Origin of the sequence: Terribium retamae (assembly GCF_022347545.1) — a bacterium.
Lineage (GTDB): Bacteria > Pseudomonadota > Alphaproteobacteria > Rhizobiales > Rhizobiaceae > Mesorhizobium > Mesorhizobium retamae.
On sequence record NZ_JAKREW010000004.1, the window covers coordinates 77041 to 95399 of the forward strand.

The 18359-nt window shown below is 60.7% G+C and carries 16 protein-coding genes and 1 pseudogene; 11 read left to right on the forward strand and 6 right to left on the reverse strand.

What is annotated here, in order from left to right:
• Window positions 1-111: 111 nt before the first annotated feature.
• Complete coding sequence (locus tag L4923_RS06770) at window positions 112-1308, forward strand: pyridoxal phosphate-dependent aminotransferase (protein ID WP_239362991.1); 1197 nt, start codon at window positions 112-114, stop codon at window positions 1306-1308.
• An 11-nt stretch (window positions 1309-1319) separates the two neighbouring features.
• Entirely contained in the window at window positions 1320-1631 is a 312-nt protein-coding gene (locus tag L4923_RS06775) for a Kazal-type serine protease inhibitor family protein (RefSeq protein ID WP_239362993.1), read from the forward strand.
• A 264-nt stretch (window positions 1632-1895) separates the two neighbouring features.
• Here L4923_RS06775 and L4923_RS06780 read toward each other — a convergent pair whose 3' ends face one another.
• Both L4923_RS06780 and trhO read right to left on the reverse strand, forming a co-directional pair.
• Window positions 1896-2624 carry a tellurite resistance TerB family protein gene (locus tag L4923_RS06780; protein ID WP_239362994.1) on the reverse strand — a complete coding sequence of 243 codons (729 nt, stop codon included), beginning with the start codon at window positions 2622-2624 and terminating at the stop codon, window positions 1896-1898.
• 209 nt (window positions 2625-2833) lie between these two features.
• Window positions 2834-3756 (reverse strand): annotated as a pseudogene (gene trhO, locus L4923_RS06785) (oxygen-dependent tRNA uridine(34) hydroxylase TrhO).
• A gap of 157 nt (window positions 3757-3913) precedes the next feature.
• On the opposite strand from trhO, the gene L4923_RS06790 reads away from it, so the two are divergent.
• Both L4923_RS06790 and L4923_RS06795 read left to right on the forward strand, forming a co-directional pair.
• Complete coding sequence (locus L4923_RS06790; RefSeq protein ID WP_239362995.1) at window positions 3914-4795, forward strand: N-acetylmuramidase domain-containing protein; 882 nt, start codon at window positions 3914-3916, stop codon at window positions 4793-4795.
• 105 nt (window positions 4796-4900) lie between these two features.
• Entirely contained in the window at window positions 4901-5542 is a 642-nt protein-coding gene (locus L4923_RS06795; RefSeq protein WP_239362996.1) for a 2-dehydro-3-deoxy-phosphogluconate aldolase, read from the forward strand.
• A gap of 111 nt (window positions 5543-5653) precedes the next feature.
• Here the strand turns inward: L4923_RS06795 and L4923_RS06800 are convergent, their stop codons facing one another.
• Together L4923_RS06800 and L4923_RS06805 are read right to left on the reverse strand one after the other, a co-directional pair.
• Window positions 5654-7513, reverse strand: coding sequence for a peptidoglycan L,D-endopeptidase MepK (locus tag L4923_RS06800; RefSeq protein ID WP_239362997.1), 1860 nt, complete (start codon window positions 7511-7513; stop codon window positions 5654-5656).
• A gap of 256 nt (window positions 7514-7769) precedes the next feature.
• Entirely contained in the window at window positions 7770-9293 is a 1524-nt protein-coding gene (locus tag L4923_RS06805) for a sigma-54-dependent transcriptional regulator (RefSeq protein WP_239362998.1), read from the reverse strand.
• A gap of 131 nt (window positions 9294-9424) precedes the next feature.
• Between L4923_RS06805 and L4923_RS06810 the strand changes: the two genes are divergently transcribed.
• From L4923_RS06810 to L4923_RS06840, 7 genes are all read left to right on the forward strand, one after another.
• Complete coding sequence (locus L4923_RS06810) at window positions 9425-11260, forward strand: M3 family oligoendopeptidase (protein ID WP_239362999.1); 1836 nt, start codon at window positions 9425-9427, stop codon at window positions 11258-11260.
• A gap of 201 nt (window positions 11261-11461) precedes the next feature.
• Window positions 11462-12607, forward strand: a complete 1146-nt coding sequence (locus L4923_RS06815; RefSeq protein ID WP_239363001.1) for an aminodeoxychorismate synthase component I — start codon at window positions 11462-11464, stop codon at window positions 12605-12607.
• Window positions 12556-13221, forward strand: a complete 666-nt coding sequence (locus L4923_RS06820) for an aminotransferase class IV family protein (protein ID WP_239363003.1) — start codon at window positions 12556-12558, stop codon at window positions 13219-13221. Before L4923_RS06815 ends, L4923_RS06820 begins: the two co-directional genes overlap by 52 nt.
• A gap of 29 nt (window positions 13222-13250) precedes the next feature.
• Complete coding sequence (locus tag L4923_RS06825; RefSeq protein ID WP_239363005.1) at window positions 13251-14627, forward strand: S41 family peptidase; 1377 nt, start codon at window positions 13251-13253, stop codon at window positions 14625-14627.
• Between the two features lie 96 nt (window positions 14628-14723).
• On the forward strand, window positions 14724-15008 hold the full coding sequence (locus L4923_RS06830; RefSeq protein WP_239363007.1) for a YciI family protein: 285 nt from the start codon (window positions 14724-14726) through the stop codon (window positions 15006-15008).
• A complete protein-coding gene (locus tag L4923_RS06835) occupies window positions 15008-15919 on the forward strand; it encodes a heme-dependent oxidative N-demethylase family protein (RefSeq protein ID WP_239363010.1) in 912 nt (303 codons plus the stop codon). Before L4923_RS06830 ends, L4923_RS06835 begins: the two co-directional genes overlap by 1 nt.
• Before the next feature lie 142 nt (window positions 15920-16061).
• A complete protein-coding gene (locus L4923_RS06840) occupies window positions 16062-17507 on the forward strand; it encodes a homospermidine synthase (protein WP_239363012.1) in 1446 nt (481 codons plus the stop codon).
• Window positions 17508-17585: 78 nt separating this feature from the next.
• Here the strand turns inward: L4923_RS06840 and L4923_RS06845 are convergent, their stop codons facing one another.
• Window positions 17586-17873, reverse strand: coding sequence for a PTS sugar transporter subunit IIB (locus L4923_RS06845; protein ID WP_239363014.1), 288 nt, complete (start codon window positions 17871-17873; stop codon window positions 17586-17588).
• Window positions 17874-17889: 16 nt separating this feature from the next.
• Complete coding sequence (locus tag L4923_RS06850) at window positions 17890-18351, reverse strand: PTS sugar transporter subunit IIA (RefSeq protein ID WP_239363016.1); 462 nt, start codon at window positions 18349-18351, stop codon at window positions 17890-17892.
• Window positions 18352-18359 lie beyond the last annotated feature (8 nt).

An 18359-nucleotide genomic window follows, 5' to 3' on the forward strand; every position in this document is an offset into this window, starting at 1 on the left:
CCTTTGGTCTAAAAGAAATGCAATAGTCCTTCGAAATCGCCTCGTTTGACAGGGCGCTTCCACCCTTTCAAAAAACATGACCCCGCAACTAGCACCAGCTGGACCAACAAAATGATCCACACAGTTCCTGCCTTTGACCGCCTCGGCGAGGAAAACGCATTCGCCGTACTCGCTCGCGCTACCGCGCTTTCACAGCAGGGACGCGATGTCGTCAATCTCGGCATCGGCCAGCCGGATTTCCGCACGCCGGAACATATTGTCGAGGCAGCAATCAAAGCCCTGCGCGACGGCCATCATGGCTATACGCCGGCCACTGGCCTGCTGGCGACACGCGAAGCCGTCGCGCGACGGACGCTGACCACAACAGGCATCGAAGTATCGCCGGACAATGTGATGATCTTGCCCGGCGGCAAACCCACCATGTTCGCCGCTATCCTTATGTTCGGCGAACCGGGCGCGGATATCCTTTATCCGGACCCAGGATTTCCGATCTATCGCTCCATGATCGAATTCACCGGCGCGCGGCCCGTTCCGGTGCCGATCCGCGAAGAGAACGGCTTTGCTTTTTCGGCCGAGGAAACGCTGGCATTGATCACGCCCGCCACGCGTCTTCTCATCCTCAATTCGCCGGCCAACCCCACCGGCGGGGTGACACCGCGCGCTGAGATCGAGAAGTTGGTGAAGGGTCTCGATAAGCATCCGCAGGTCGCCGTCCTCTCCGACGAAATCTATGACGTCATGACTTATGACGGAGAGGTCCATACGTCGCTGTTGCAGTTTCCGGAAATCCGCGACCGGCTGATCATCCTCAATGGATGGTCCAAGACCTGGGCGATGACAGGCTGGCGCATGGGATGGTCGATCTGGCCGAATGGCCAGAAGGGCGCGCACCTTTATGACAAGGTGCGAAAGCTTGCGGTCAATTGCTGGTCCTGCGTGAATGCACCCAGCCAGTATGCCGGCATCGCAGCCATAGACGGGCCGCAGGATGATGTCGCGACAATGATGCGAGCCTTCGATCGCCGCCGCAAGCTTGTGGTGGAAGGCTTGAATACGCTGCCGGGCATCTCCTGCATCACGCCGAAGGGTGCTTTCTATGCCTTCCCGAACATTTCCGGCACCGGATGGCCGGCGAAGAAGCTGGCCTCAGCACTACTGGAGGAAACAGGGGTGGCGCTGATAGGCGGGCCGGATTTCGGCGTACTCGGCGAAGGCTATATGCGGCTTTCCTATGCCAATTCGGAAGAGAATATTCTCCGCGCGTTGGAGCGCATCGGCGTTTTCCTCACCACGAGTGCAAAGGCCTAGGAGGACACGGCATGAAACACCTGATCGCCATCGGGTTCGGCGCCTTCGCCCTGCTTGGTGCAGCGACGTTTGCCGGCCTTGCCGACGAACCGGTTAAAACCTGCGGTGGCATCAGGGGCCTGACCTGTGACGCAGGCCAGTTTTGTGAGTTTGCAGCCGAAACCCAATGCGGCCGCGCCGACCGTATGGGCATCTGCATGCCGAGACCACAAATTTGCACCGAACAATACCAGCCGGTTTGCGGTTGCGACGGCAAGACCTATGGCAATGATTGTGCTCGCCGCGCCGCAGGAGCAGCCAAGCTCAAGGATGGCGAGTGTTGATGTTTTTATTCCATCCTGTGTGAAGGCAATAGACCAGCGCTAGCTTCCTCCTGACCTCTGGCGGCTGGCGACATGGCAAACGTCACCCTCAATGAGGCAGAAGGGCCGCGAATTGCAGAGCGACCAGCAAAAAGGGCGGCCATTGGCGACCGCCCCGATCTGAACCAGCTTGGGAGGAGGAAAGCCGATCCGACTGATTAAAATGATGCGCTTGACTGGTTAACGGAAGGTTAACACTTCAAACCATCTCAATCGGGATAGGGTTTACCACTTGGTGTCGGCTCCAGGCGCCGCTACAGGCTCCTTTGCTGCCGAAACGGTCGCCTCGATATGGTCGACCAGCTTGTCGTCCAGCCCGAGCCTTCCCGCGAGCATATCGAGATAGCCCCGTTCAGCGCGCGTATCCGGCTCTATGGCCAGCCTCGATGCAGTGTAGAGTTCTATCTTCTGCGCCTCATTGCGGGCGGCCGAGGCAAGCGTGTCGATGTCGACGGGAGCCGTCAGCGCGTCCTTCAGAAACGCTGTCGCCTCGGCGCCGAGGCCGGAGAGGCTGACTTTGTCGATGATCTTGCCGCGCTCTTCCTCATCGATGCGTCCGTCCGCCTTCGCGGCCGCGATCATGGCGCGCACGATGGTGAGCGCGAACTCGCTCTCGCCCTGCGGCGCCTGGGCCGGATCGAAACTGTCACCCGCCGGCGGCGGCAGAAGCTCCGGTTCCTTCATCGTCTCGGCAGGCTTCTGGCCGGCCTTGTAGTTCTGATAGGCCTTGTAGGCGAGACCGCCGATGGCGGCGAGGCCACCGAGTTTCACCGCTGTTCCAGTGACCTTGCGACCCGGGCCGGTACCAAGCAGCACGGCGGCCAGCGCCCCTGCGGCGAGCGGATTGTCCTTCGCCATCTGAACGGCCTGTCCGGCCTTGTCGCGTACGGTTCCCGCGGTTCCGGGAACCTGCGAGCTGAGAAGATCGTCGAGCAGTTTTTTGGGGTCGAACATCAGTGGCTCCAGCTAAAGCAATTCCAGCAAAAGCGTGTAGCGGTTTTGCGTTTGGAATTGCGTAAAAACATAAAGTTAGAACGTTTCCGCGTTTCCGTGCAAAACGGAAACGCTCTAGGCTCGGCGGTTATCCCGCAGAGGTAGGCGGCCGAAGGCAACATTACAATGATGTTCCAAAGTTGGCCCGCCCGGCAGCCGAGAAAATCTTTCTAGCTGCCGATATGCCGACGATCGCCGCGTTGCTGCGCGAGTTCCACCTGGCGATGACGTTCGGCGTAGCGGGCTCGATCATCGTCGCTACGCGCTTCGTGACAGTGCGGACAGGAGATACCCGGCCGATAATGTGGCGAGTTCCGCTCCTGCGGCGTCAGCGGGTGGCGGCAAGCGCGGCACAGTTCTGCCTCGCCCTCAACCAATCCATGCGAGACCGAGACGCGCTCGTCGAAAACGAAACACTCGCCTTTCCAGAGGCTCTCCTGCCGCGGCACATCTTCCAGATATTTCAGAATGCCACCCTTGAGATGGAATACTTCTTCGAAGCCGAGCGATTTCACATAAGCCGTCGCCTTCTCGCAGCGTATGCCGCCGGTGCAGAACATGGCGATCTTCTTGCCTTCGAGCTCGGCGCTGTGTTCGCGCGCCCATTGTGGAAACTCGCGGAAGCTCTTGGTGCGGGGATCGACGGCATTTTCGAAGGTACCCAACGACACTTCGTAGTCGTTGCGCGTATCGATGACGACCGTATCGGGATCCGAGATCAACGCGTTCCAGTCACCGGGCTCAACATAAGTGCCGACGGCGCGGAGCGGATCGACATCCTCCACGCCCATGGTGACGATCTCGCGTTTCAGCCGCACCTTCATGCGGTGAAACGGCATCTCCTCGGCTGAGGAATACTTGACGTCCAGGCCGACGAATTCCGCATCGCTTCCAGATAGCCGATGAGCTCCGCGATCGCTTCCTCGCGGCCGGCGACGGTGCCGTTGATGCCCTCGCGTGCGAGAAGCAGCGTGCCCTTGATGCCCCGCTCGCAGCAGAAGGCGGCCAGCGGCGGCTGCAGCGCCTCATAGCCCTCGAGACGGACGAAACGATAAAGCGCCGCGACGCGGAAGGGGGAAGTGGATGGGTTCATGCCCGTGCCCTACCGCCTTGCTCCAAAATTTTCAATGCGAGCCGGAAAACGCACTGATTATAGACCATGCGCGATAGAAGGCGGTTACCCAGATATTCATCCGCGCCGAGTAAAGGCTATTTGACAATCGCTCCCGTCGAAAGGAGTAGGAAATCGCATGTTCAGCAAGCACACAGCGGACGAAATCGAAAGGACGGCCCGTGAATTCGGGCTGGAGCCCAAAGCTTTGCTTGCCATCGCCGAAGTGGAAAGTGGCGGCCAGGTCTTTGCCAGGATCGATGGGCGCAACGAGCCGCTGATCCGTTTCGAAGGACACTATTTCGACCGCCGGCTTTCCGGCGTAAAACAGGAAAGGGCGCGCGCGGCGGGTCTCGCCTCCCCCACGGCTGGTGCGGTTGCCAATCCACGCAGCCAGGTTGGGCGCTGGCGTTTGGTCGAGCAGGCGGCGGAGATTGACCGCGACGCAGCTTATGAATCCATATCGTGGGGCCTCGGTCAGGTCATGGGTGCCCATTGGCGATGGCTGGGTTTTGACAGCGTCGACGGCTTGGTCGCAGAGGCACGATCCGGTGCCGCCGGACAGGCGCGGCTGATGGCGCGCTACATCGACAAATCCGGATTGACCTCGGCGCTCAATGCGCATGACTGGGAAGCCGTTGGTCATGGCTACAACGGTCCCGGCTTTGCCAAGAACGGCTATCACCTGAAACTGGCGGAAGCCTATCGACAACAGGTCGAAGGGCCGGCGCCGGGCGACCGGCTGATGAAGACTGGTTCGCGTGGCGAACTTGTTATGGCGTTGCAGGATGATCTGGTCGCCCTAGGTTACACTGTCGATACGGACGGAATTTACGGTCCCGGTACGGCCGAGGCGGTCGCAAAGTTCCAACGGGAACATGGTCTCAATGCCGACGGCATTGCAGGGCCGGCCACCCAGGCCGCCATCGGGAAGGCGCTCAGCGCCATAAAAGGCGAAGTAACCCTCTGGAGCTGGGTAAATGGGCTTTTTGGAGGGATATGGAGATCGCGTCGCTCATGACCCTGCTTGCGGCCGACCGCCGCAACGCCCGTCACACCCCATCCGTAGACTTAGAAAACACAGTCTGTTAAATCGATTGAAAAGACTGAGCGATAGGCAAGCACCATGACCAGCAAAACCCAGAAACTCCTTTCGCTGCTTGATGGCCAGCCGGTCATTCCGGTGATCAAGATAACCGACGCGAAAGATGCGGTTCCACTGGCACGCGCACTGGCGCGTGGCGGTCTCAGGGCCATCGAGATCACGTTGCGCACCGACGCGGCGCTCGAAGCGATCCGCCGCGCGGCGGCGGAAGTTGAAGAAGCGGTTGTCGGCGCCGGAACCATCCTGAATGCGCGCCAGTTCGAAGAAGCATCGAAGGCCGGCTCGCAATTCATCGTGAGCCCAGGCATTACCAGCCAGTTGCTGTCCGCTGCCGCCGATAGCCCAGTCCCGCTGCTTCCGGGTGCCATCACGCCGGGCGAAATCATGGCAGCGCGCGAAGCTGGTCTCGATTTCTTGAAATTCTTTCCTGCCGAACAGGCCGGCGGTGCCGCTTTCCTGAAGGCATTGTCCTCACCGATCGCCGACGTGAGATTCTGCCCCACCGGCGGCATCGGCGCCAAGAATGCCAACGACTATCTCAGCCTTCCCAATGTCATCTGTGTCGGCGGCTCCTGGGTCGCCCCCGACGAAATGGTGAAAGCCGGCGATTGGGCCGGAATAGAGGCTTTGGCGCGCGAAGCGAGCAAACTGCGCAAGGCATAGTCTTCAGTAGCAGATATCGGTCTGCTGCATCCTTTGTTCGATCAAGTTTGTCGTGCCCAAACAAAAAACCGCGCCCAGGGCGCGGTTTCTAGTTTGCGATCTCAGTCAGTCCTACTTGGTCGGGAAGCGGGCAACCGACATGAACTTGACAGCAGTGCCGGTGAAACGGTTTGCGTCCGCCATTTCGTTGCCGGTCTGGAATCCGGCAGTGTAGACTTCGCTCGGCGCCGTACGCACCACGTTATAAGCCATCCGCGGCGCCGTCGTGGAATCGGTCACCTTGGCGATTTGCTCGTTGCCCTGAAGGGCCCAGCGCGCCACCTTCGGTGCAGCAGGAACAACCACTGACTTCTGGTCCGGCTTGGCATCGTGCGCGTTGGCACGGGCAGCCTTACGAGTCGTCTTCACATTGCCGCCCATGGCGGCGGCGGGATCAGAGCCGGCCGGCCGACTTGCGACGGCAGCGCGCGGGGTAGCTGCATCGACACCGGATGGATCGTTGAACGCAGAACGAGGGCTCGGCAAGGCCGCAACCTGGTAGCTGTCGGTCGAAGACTGCTCCAGAACCGCCTTGACCTCGTCAGGACGCTGGGTCGGCAACATGGCTAAAGCATCCGTTGCCGTCTGCTGGCCATCGCGCTTTGCGGTTTCAGCCAATGCGAGCAACACCGATTCCTGGTTCGGCTCGGCGGCTGCCGGCGTCTTGGGGCGCCAGCTCGGTACCGGCACATTGCCAGCCACCGCTTGCTCGGCAACGGCAGGCGTTGCTTCGGCGGTCGGAGCGACCGCATTCGGATCGGCTATGCCAAAAGGCACATTCTCGGGGGTGACCGGTGCGGCAGCTGCGACCATGGTCGCCTGTTCCACCTGCTCGACGGCGTTGGCATCGGCCATCCCGAACGGAACGGTCTCAGGCGTCGGCGCAGTCGGCGGCGTCGTCACGCCTACATCCGCCTTCGGACGCGGCGCTGCACCGGGCACGGGCACCGAACGGGCCGGGAGGGCAGCCAGGATGGTTTCCGGCGTCTCCTGCTTCGGCTCTTCGACCATCTGCGGCTGTTCCGCCTCGGCTCCAGCCGGCACCTCGACGCGCTGCGCATTCTCCGGCGAAACGATGGCTATACCCGGCAGATTGCTCTTGGCCGATGCAGCAGGCTTGGTCGCAGCCTTGGGCTTCGGCGCCGGTGCCATTGCGACGTCAGCGGTATCTTCTTCCTCGTCTGCGCCACCACCGAAGAAGGCAGCCAGGAACCCGCCCGACTTCCGGCTCGAGCCACCGGCGCTGGCGAGTTCGATATTCGGCGTGCCATTGGCCTTGCGCGCCTTGTAGGAAGCCATCGCCTGCTCATAGCCAGGCAACGGGCGACCGTCGCTCGGCACGTGCAGCGTCTTGCCATTCGGGAACAGGCGCGCCAGTTCTTGGCGGCTGATGCCCGGCCAGTGACGCACATTGCCGACGTCCATATGCACGAAAGGCGAACCGGAAGTCGGGTAGTAGCCGACACCGCCGCCCTGCATCTTCAAGCCGATGTCGCGCAGCTTCTTCAGCGGCACGCCCTCGATGTAGAAATCCATCGCCTTGCCCAGGATGTGCTGACTCTTTTCGGCAACGCCGCTGCGGCGGCTGCGCGATTTCAGCATGGCATTGGTGGAAGGTGCACGATAGCCGCAGATGACCTGGATATAACCGCGCGAGCCGCTCTGCCGGTAGGCTTCCCAGACCAGATCCAGCAGGCGCGGGTCCATCTTGGTCGGCTCGTTGCGGCGCCAGTCGCGCAGGAAATAGTTCAGCTTCTTGAGGCCGGATTGATCGTAGCGGCCATTGCGCTTGAAGACGATCTCGTCGACTTCGCCGGTGTGCAGATTGCGCAGCTTGAGCGCGCGAACTTCGGCGCTGGCGGTTCCCGCCGATACAGCCAGCAATCCGGCAGCCATCACCGCGCCGGTCAGCCACTTCTGCCAGACGCTCAACGAGAATAGGCGCCTGTTCTGGTGTCGCTCGATTCTGCTCAAATCAAATGGCCTTGCAGACTGCCGTTTGTCCCCGGATTTGACCAAACGGATGTGGTTGGATTCACATCCGATAATCGATCCTAATGGTTAATTGACGCTTATTGAAGCCGAAATGCGGTAACACCATGGCGATATCCCGCCCAAAATGCAGCTCCTCGGCTTGTGGTAAACCACTGGTTTAAACCAGGAAACTCGCTCGAGGCTTGCGCGGAATTCAATATGCCACTTTTTCCGCGCGCTCGGCTTCCGGGTCGATGCCGTACTCCTTGAGCTTTCTGTACAGCGTAGAACGCCCGATGCCAAGACGTCTGGCCACCTCGCTCATCTGACCGTTGTAATGGTCGATGGCAAGCTTGATCATCTCCAATTCGACCTCAGCCAGCGAACGCACATTGCCGCGTTCGTCGAGTGCTGCCAGCGTGCCGAAGCGGGGTTCAGGTCCCCGAGGAGGGGAAATAGGCGCTGTGGCAGCGGGCCGCTCCCGATCGAGCGCGACGTCTTCCGGGAAGTCGGGCACGACCGACGGCGCAGAGGCTTCCAACACCACCGTGCCCTCGACCTGGGCGCGGATCTGCGGAAATTCCTCCGGCGTGAGAACTTCGCCTTCGGCGAGCACCGATGCACGATAGATGGCGTTTTCGAGCTGGCGGATGTTGCCCGGCCAGTCATAGGCCTGCAGCATCGCCAGCGCCGCGTCCGAAATCGAGAGGCGTTTGCGCGGATTGACCGGCGTCACCTTGTCCATGAAATGCCGAACGAGAAAGGGGATGTCCTCCTTGCGACGGCGCAAGGGCGGTACCAGGATCGGAAAGACATTGAGACGATAGAACAGGTCTTCGCGGAACCGGCCATCCTTCACCTGCTGCAACAGGTCACGATGCGTGGCGGAGATCAACCGGATATCGACCTTGACGGTGGAACGGGCACCCACCGGATCGACCTCGCCCTCCTGCACGGCACGCAACAGCTTCACCTGTACGTCGAGCGGCAGGTCGCCGATCTCATCCAGGAACAATGTGCCCGAATGTGCCTCCACGAACTTGCCGGTGTGCTTTTCCGTGGCACCGGTAAAAGAACCCTTCTCATGACCGAACAGGATCGACTCGACGAGATTGTCGGGAATTGCGCCGCAATTGACCGTGACGAAGGGCTTCCCCTTGCGGTCGCCACTGCCCTGGATGGCACGCGCTACCATTTCCTTGCCGACGCCGGATTCGCCTTCGATCAGGATCGGGATCGAGGACGCCGCTGCCTTCTGGCCGAGCCGGATGACCCGCTCCATCGAGGAACTGCGCGTGGCCAGATCCCTGAAGGTCAACGTCTGGCCGAGACGTCGCGACGAACGCTTCACGGCAACTTCAAATTCTTCCACCTTGAGCGCGCTGGCGATGGCGGTATTGAGCCGCTCCGGCGAGACTGGCTTGACGACGAAATCGAAAGCACCGTGGCGCATCGCCTTCACCACGGTCTCGATACCGCCCTGTGCGGTCTGCACGATAACGGGGATGTGGATGTCGCGCGCGCGCATCGCCTGCAGGACGGCGATACCATCCATACCCGGCATGGCAAGGTCGAGCACGACGACCGACACCTCGCGCGCAGCAGGGCCGTCCATCAACGACAGCCCCGCCTCGCCGCTTTCGGCGGTCAGCGCTGAATGGCCAAAACGGCCAACCGCGGCCTCCACCAGCCTGCGCTGAACGGGGTCGTCATCGACGATGAGGATGGAACCTGTCATGAGTCTTGCGAATTCGCCTCTGCCCTATGGATCATCCTGGCACAGGGTTCTAAATAAGCTTTCAAAAAAGCCGGTGAACGAATTGCTTAGAAGTTGATCGGCTTCGCGCGAGATTTCCGGAAGGTGTTGGAATGCATACTTTTTACGGCCGGCTGCACGCACCGGCTCAATCCGGTCGCAAGGCATTGGAGCTCGGCAGCCTGCCCGAGTGGAACCTCGCCGATCTTTATCCCGGCATGGATGCGCCGGAACTGAAGCGCGACATCGCCAAGGCCGGTGCCGATGCCGCCGCCTTCGAGAGCCGGTGGAAGGGCACGCTGGCTGCCGAAGCCGCGCGCGGTGCGGACGGCAAGCTTGGCGAGGCTCTCAAAGCCTACGAAGCGCTCGAAGAACTGATCGGCAAGATCGTCTCCTATGCCGGCCTGATCTATGCCGGCGATACGTCCGATCCCAAACGCGCCAAACTTTATGGCGACGTCCAGGAAAAGATGACGGACGCTTCCTCACATCTGCTTTTCTTCGGGCTTGAATTGAATCTCGTCGACGACAAGGCCATTGAGCTGGCGCTCGATGCCGATCCGGGCTTCGGTCATTACCGGCCCTGGGTGATCGACCTGAGGAAAGACAAACCTTTCCAGCTAGAAGACCGTATCGAGCAGCTGTTCCACGAAAAGTCGGTCACGGGACGCGGCGCCTGGAACCGGCTGTTCGACGAGACGATGACGGAACTACGTTTCGACATCGATGGCGAAAAGCTCACGCTCGAACCAATGCTGAACAAGTTGCAGGATGCCGACGGCGCGGTGCGCCGCAAAGCTTCCGAAGCGCTGGCGGCGACTTTTGCTGGCAACCTGCGCACCTTCACCTTGATCACCAACACGCTCGCCAAGGATAAGGAAATCTCCGATCGCTGGCGCGGCTTCGACGATATTGCCGACTCGCGGCATCTCGCCAACCGCGTCGAGCGCAGCGTCGTGGATGCGCTGGCCAGCGCCGTTCGCGATGCCTATCCACGGCTGTCACACCGCTACTATCGCATGAAGGCGCGCTGGCTCGGCATGGACGAGATGAACCACTGGGACCGCAACGCGCCGCTGCCCGAGACACCGCAGGCAACGATATCGTGGGACGAAGCCAGGAATACCGTTCTCTCAGCCTACCACCGTTTCTCGCCGGAGATGGCCGATATCGCGCGCCGCTTTTTCGACCGCAACTGGATCGACGCACCGGTCAGGCCCGGCAAGTCACCCGGCGCGTTTGCACATCCTACGGTGCCGTCGGCGCATCCCTATGTGCTGCTGAACTACATGGGCAAACCGCGGGACGTCATGACGCTCGCGCACGAACTCGGCCATGGCGTGCATCAGGTCTTGGCGGGCGGTCAAGGCGCGCTGATGGCTTCCACGCCCTTAACTCTGGCCGAGACGGCTTCGGTCTTCGGCGAGATGCTGACCTTCCGCTCGCTGCTCGACAAGACCGAGGATCGGCGCGAACGCAAGGCCATGCTCGCCCAGAAGGTCGAGGACATGATCAACACGGTCGTGCGGCAGATCGCCTTCTACGAATTCGAGCGCAAGGTGCATACCGAGCGCAAGAATGGCGAGCTGACTTCCGATCAGCTCGGCAAGTTCTGGCTGGAGGTACAGGCCGAGAGCCTGGGGCCGGCGATCAAGCTGCGGGAAGGCTACGAGACCTTCTGGACCTATATCCCGCACTTCATCCACTCGCCGTTCTACGTCTATGCCTATGCCTTCGGCGATTGCCTGGTGAACTCGCTCTATGCCGTCTACCAGAACGCCGAAGGCGGCTTCCAGGAGAAGTATTTCGACATGCTGCGCGCCGGTGGCACAAAGCATCATTCCGAACTCTTGAAGCCGTTCGGCCTGGATGCCAGCGACCCAGCCTTCTGGCAGATCGGGCTTGGTGTCATCTCCAATCTGATCGACGAATTGGAAGCGCTGGACTAGAGCATTTCCGCTTTTCTCCAACAGGCGGACATGCTCCAACTCGTCGTTATTGCGCAATTCCGGATGAAAAGCCGCTAAACACTTTTCCCGGATTTGCTCTAGGGCATCCGTGTTCGGCTTCGCGCATGGTCTCGAAAGTCGCAGATCGATTTTCGGAGTCCTGTGCGGGCGACGGAGCTGAACGGGTGGGGTACAGGTAAATTGACGGCATCCCCTTTCGTACTTTTCCGCGACGACCCGGCCGGTCGCGACGTGCTGTTCGAAGAGCCGTCGCAGTTGATCGTTGCTGACAGGCCCCAGGATTTCGAACCAGCGCTTGAACAGGTTGAAGCCGCGCGCCAGAGTGGCAAATGGCTGGCCGGCTATTTTTCTTACGAGGCCGGCTATCTGCTCGAACCCAAGTTGAAGCCACTGCTGCCCGAGGGCCGGCGGGCGCCGCTTGTGGCACTCGGCGTCTTCGACGGACCGTCCGACCACATCCTGCCTCCGACCCAGACCGCCACGAACGGCCCGATCTTCGATGCGAAGGCACAATGGTCCTATGAAGACTACGAGAAGCGCTTTGCGCGCCTTCACCAGCACCTGCGCAAGGGCGACTGCTACCAGGGTAACCTCACCTTCCCGATCGATGCACACTGGTCAGGCGATCCGCTTGCCGCCTTCGACGCGCTGATCGCCCGTCAGCCGGTGAAATATGGCGCGCTCATCTCTTTGGCTGGGCCGACGGTGCTGTCGCGCTCGCCGGAACTGTTCTTCCAGGTAGATGCCGACGGCTGGATCGAAACGCATCCGATGAAGGGCACCGCACCGCGCGGCGCCTCACCGCAAGAGGATGCGGCACTCAAGGACTTCCTGCGCAATGACGAGAAGAACCAGGCGGAGAACCGCATGATCGTCGACCTGCTGCGCAACGACATCTCGTTGATTTCCGAAGTTGGCACGCTCGATGTCCCAGATCTCTTTCGCATCGAGAGCTATCCGACCGTGCACCAGATGGTCTCGACGGTGCGCGCCAAGCTCCTTCACAACCTCACCATTCGGGAAATCTTTGCCGCCCTCTTCCCTTGCGGCTCGATCACAGGGGCGCCAAAGATCCGAGCCATGGAAATCCTGCGTGAGCTGGAAGAAACGCCCCGCGATGCCTATTGCGGCGCCATCGGCTGGATCGCACCCGATGGCACCATGCGCTTTTCGGTCGCCATCCGCACCATCTCGCTCTTCGCCAACGGCGAGGCCGTTTACAATGTCGGCGGCGGTGTGGTGTTCGATTCCACAGCGGAGGAGGAGTATGAGGAGTGCCTGCTGAAAGCCCGCTTCGCGACAGGGACACGTCCGACTTCACGCTGATAGAGACCCTGCGCTGGGAGACCGGAACCGGCTTCCTCCGGTTGGAGCGGCATCTTCAGCGGCTGGCCGATTCAGCGGCGGTGCTCGGCTTCCGCCACGACAGTGGGGCAATTCACGCTGCACTTGAAAGCGCCATAAAAGGTGCCGCGGAGCCACAACGCGTGCGTCTGACGCTTGCCGGAGAGGGCACTGCGGAAGCAAGCGCCCAGCTGTTTACGCCACTGCCCGATTGCACTGTCTGGACTTTACGATTGGCTCATATCCGGCTCTCGTCTCAGGATATGCTGCTGCAACACAAGACCAGCCGCCGCGACGCCTATCAGGCAGCACGCGCCGAATATGCTGCGACCGACGCGGACGAGGTTCTGCTTGCCAACGAACGTGGTGAAATCTGCGAAGGCACAATCACCAACCTCTTCATCGACGCAGGCGACGATGCCGTCTTGCAGACCCCCAAGTTTGCTTGCGGATTGCTGCCAGGCATATTGCGCGGCGAATTGCTGGATCAAGGCAGGGCACGCGAAGCGGTTCTAACCTTGGACGATCTAATCGCTGCAAGGCAGCTTTACGTTGGAAATTCTCTGCGCGGACTGATCGCAGCAAAACTGGGCTGATAATCTCCATACCAACGAGAGGAATATCAATGCCGATATGGCCGTCGGGTCCGTCACGGGCGTCTTATGCGTCGGTCATCCTGCTTTCCACGGCAATGGCACTCCTGCCCTTGCCGACATGGGCGCAGGGTCTCGGATTGACGCCCGAACAGATGCGCGAAGATCTTGTTGTGTTGCGCGATACATGGTTGCCGCGGGACAAAAGCTTCGATGACGCCGAGAGACGCGATTTCGACCGTGTGGTTGAAGCAGCTTTTTCCAATGCAGACGCCATGTCTGCCGCGGATTTTGCACTTGCGGTCCAAAAGGCGGCCGCCACGTCCGGCAATGGCCATTCAACAGCGGCGATCGGCGCAGCGCTGCGAACGCTTCCCATTCGTGCCTGGTGGTTTGCCGATGGTCTCTATGTCGTCAGCACCGATGAGGCCCATAGGGATCTGCTTGGCGCACGGATCATAAAATTGGGTGAACTGTCCAGCGAAGAGGCTCTGGTGCGGGTAACTCCCTTCATTTCCGGAACAGGCACCCGCGTGCGCTATCTCAGCGCAGCCTTCCTCACCAGCCCAGACGTGCTGAGAGCGATCGGTGCAAGCACCGACGACAACGTGACGTTGGCAATTTCGAAGGACGGCAACACCAACGACATCACGCTAGCGCCGGCTTCGAGTCGTGCTCCTGGGGACGAGGGTCAGCCGACCAAACGCGTCTATTCGATTCTGGTGCCGGACGCGCAAGATAACCCGAACCGCTGGCCACACGTGCTGGATACCATAGCCGAACGTTCGCCGACTTATGCCGCCCGCACCGACGTCGAACAACGTTGGCTCGATCCCGATCAGCGCGTGCTTTACCTGCGCAGCAATTCGATCAACGGCCTCGGGGAAACGCCCCTTCAGCTGAAACTTGGTGAAATTCTTGCCAAGTCCGTGGTGGCAAAGCACCCACGCGCCGTCGTGATCGACCTGCGCTTCAACAATGGCGGCGACTTCTTCAACACCATCCTCTTTTCTCAGGCTCTACCAAAGCTCATGCCGCGCGACGGTCGGATCATGGTTCTGGTGGGTCGAGCGACATTTTCAGCGGCCCTCGTCACCGCTGCGATGCTGAAGGGCGCGTCTCAAGGCAATGTCATGCTCATCGGCGAGCCGATGGGCGATGCTGGCCACTTCTGGGCCGAAGGCGACGATGTGAAGCTGCCGAATTCCGGCATCGAGGTGCACTACAGCGACGCCTTCCAGGATTACGAGACCGGCTGCGAGGATCCTGACAAATGCTACTGGCCTACGGTCGCGTTTGGGCCGCGCGGCATCTCTCTGAAACCGGACATCCTGATCGACCCGACATTCGCGGATTATGCTGCAGGCCGAGATCCGGTACTCGAAAAAGCGATTGAGCTGGCCAGATGAGGACGTCCCCGAGTGCCCCTCATCCTTCCGGCATTTCGCCGAACCGTTTGCAAGCGGCCTGACACCGCTGGAATTCGATTGCTGACTGGAGAAACCATGTTCGTCGTCAACCTCACCTACAAGGCGCCGCTCACCGAAATCGACCAAGTGCGCGATGCACATATGGAGTGGGTTAAGGCCGGCTACGCCGATGGCATCTTCATCGCGTCCGGTGCCAAGCGGCCACGCACCGGCGGCATCATTCTTGCCCGCGGCACACGCGAGGCGCTCGACGCCAGGTTGGCCGAGGATCCGTTCATCAAAACAGATGTCGCCGATTATGAGGTGATCGACTTTGCCGCGACCAGTGCCGCTGCCGGTCTGGAAGCGCTGAAAGACTGATGTCCATGCAGCGCCCCCTGCCCCCGCATACGCCTTACGACGGCTCGTCGAAAGCCTTTGCCATCGGTCTGAAACCTTTAGAACTCGACCGCTGGCTGGAAGTCGATGGCTATTTCGGTGCCCAACTGGCCGAGAAGCACCGCCTCTACGCTGAATTGCCGGACAAGGTATTTGTTGAAGAGATCGACACGCGTGACGCACAACGTGAAGTGCTCGAACTCGTCGAAACGCATATGAGCCAATACCACACGCCCACGCTGGCCGAAGCACGGGCACTGGGTACATCCGGCCCCGGCTTGCTGGCTGATGTACCGCTGGTGACCGCCTCGTTGATGACGCAAGACGATCTCATCCTGATGCGCCGAGGCGACGATGGCTGGCGCCTGGCAGCCGGTTCGCTATGCTTTCCCTCGTCCTGGTCCCTGACGGAAAAATTCGGCAAGCCGTTGCACCACATCCACGACCCTGTTCCGGGTTTTGGGACCGGCACGCGGCCGGCCGACATCATCAGCCGCATGTTCGACAATCTGCAAGGTCAGGCGGTGGAGCGTTTCAACTGGTCTATCCAGGCCAACGACGCACTTTACCATCCCCTGTCGGACCGCCAGCGCATCGCTCGCTCCGCGGAGCGCCAATCGAATTTCCCCGAAGGCGACATCAATGCGCACGCGTTCATCCGCGTCGAACGGCAGACGTTGCGCAAGCTGCCGGTTTCGCGCGACATCCTTTTCACCATACGCATCTATCTCGACCCGCTGTCCGTGCTCGCGCGCCATTCCGACCGTGCCCGTATTGCGGCCGGTTTTGCCACGCAGCTCGGCGAGTTGGACGAGGCACAACTCGACTACAAAGGTCTGATCGCCGATCGCGACCGGTTGGTGGCTTACCTTCAGGGGATCGCGAATGGCTGACGTCCAGGCACGGCACCGTTAACGCCAGCGGCCGGATTCGCTTTATTGTGACAAGCATGTATGGTTTAGCAGTTGCAGCCGGGCGCATCCGCGCCCGGTTTTTCTGTTGAGGACATACGACAAAGAAGGAGTGCCGCAAAAAATGGCGAATGAAAAATGGCCCGTCTATGGCGAGATCACCGGCCCGATCGTGATGATTGGCTTCGGTTCGATCGGCCGTGGCTCGCTTCCGCTCATCGAGCGCCATTTCAAGTTCGACAAGTCCCGCATGGTGATCATCGATCCCAGCGAGGAGAACCGCAAACTGGCGGACGAACGCGGCATCACCTTCATCAAGCAGGCCATCACCAAGGAAAACTACAAAGAAGTGCTGACCCCGCTGCTTACCAATGGCGGCGGCCAGGGCTTCTGCGTCAATCTGTCGGTCGACACCGGCTCGGTCGACCTCATGCGCCTCACCCGCAAGCTCGGCGCGCTTTATGTCGACACGGTGGTCGAGCCGTGGCTCGGCTTCTATTTCGACACCGAGGCCAGCAACGCTTCGCGGACCAACTACGCTCTCCGCGAGGGCATGCTGGCTGAAAAGCGCAGGCATCCGGGCGGCCCAACAGCGGTCTCCACCTGCGGCGCAAATCCCGGCATGGTGTCCTGGTTCGTCAAGCAGGCGCTGGTCGACCTCGCCAAGGAACTCGGCCTTGAGGTCGAGACGCCCGCGCAACATGACCGCGAAGGTTGGGCCAAGCTGATGAAGAAGGTGGGCGTCAAGGGCGTGCATATCGCCGAACGCGACACCCAGCGCAGCAAGAAGCCGAAGCCGCTCAACGTGTTTTGGAATACCTGGTCGGTCGAGGGCTTTATTTCGGAAGGCCTGCAGCCGGCCGAACTCGGCTGGGGCACCCATGAGAAATGGATGCCCAAGAATGCCAAGAAGCATAAGAAGGGGTCGAAGGCAGCGATCTATCTGGAACAGCCGGGTGCCAACACGCGCGTGCGCACCTGGGCGCCGACCCCCGGCCCGCAATACGGCTTCCTGGTCACCCACAACGAGGCGATCTCGATCTCCGATTTCTTCACCGTGCGCGACAAGCATGGAGAAGTGACCTATCGCCCGACATGCCACTACGCCTACCACCCGAGCAACGACGCCGTGCTGTCGCTGCACGAGATGTTCGGCGCGGCGGGCAAGGCGCAGCCGGTGCATCACGTGCTCGAAGAAAACGAGTTGGTCGACGGTTCCGATGAACTCGGCGTGCTGCTCTACGGCCACAAGAAGAACGCCTACTGGTACGGCTCCCAGCTGACGCTGGAAGAAGCACGCAAGCTTGCACCCCACCAGAACGCCACCGGTCTGCAGGTGTCGTCCGCAGTGCTGGCCGGCATGGTCTGGGCGCTCGAAAATCCGGAAGCCGGCATCGTCGAGACCGACGAGATGGATTTCAGCCGCTGCCTGGAAGTGCAGAAGCCTTATCTCGGCCCGGTCAAGGGGTACTACACCGACTGGACACCGCTGGACGGCCGACCCGGCCTCTTCAAGGAAGACATCGACGACAAGGATCCCTGGCAGTTCCGCAACATCCTGGTGCGCTGACAGGCCAATCCATGAACAGGAAAGGGCGCCGATTGGCGCCCTTTTTCATTCTGCTTGCGAAAACGGCCGCTGGCCTCGCTATTTCCGCAGCTCCGCCTCGATGTCGTCCAGCGCCTTGTCCTTGCCGATACCGGTGAGGAAGGCCAACCCCTTGACGATAGGCACCGTCACCGAAGCCGAGATCGGCGTGGTCGAGACAATCAGGTCGACCCCGTCGGCCATGCTGGCCACTTCGGTCGCCTTGCACTGCAGGGCATTGAAGGTCAGCCCGCGTGCCTTCATGGCTTCCGTCACCGTGGCATTGACGGCCGTCGAAGTTGCGACACCGGTGCCGCAGGCGAAAAGAATGGTCTTCTGTCTGGCCATGTCGAATTTACTCCTGCTAGCTCAATATTGCCCTGACATCATCGACGCTCGTGGCCTGTTTCAGCCCGGTCAGCGCTTCAGGGCTCTGAATTGCGCCCATGATCTCCTGCAGCATTTCTATCTGCTTGTCCTTGTCGTTGATGGCAAGCAGGAAGACGATACCGACGGAAACCGCTTCGTCCGGTTCTTCCATATTGGCGAAGTCGACCGGCTGCGACAGCACTGCCAGCGCTACGCCCGCCCTGTGGACGTGTATCGGGTCCGTGTGCGGTACGGCGACGTTTTCGGCAAGGCCGAGCGGCAGGCCGGTCGGCATGGTCTGCTCGCGCTTCACCACCGCATCGACATAGCTCGGCTTGACGTAGCCCAAGGACTCCAGGCGCGCCGCCAACTGACGGATCACCGCTTCACTGTTGGCGGCGTTCACACCCAGCAGTATGGCTTCGGGGTGGATGTGGTCGATCAAGGCTTGCGCCATGCTTCTTT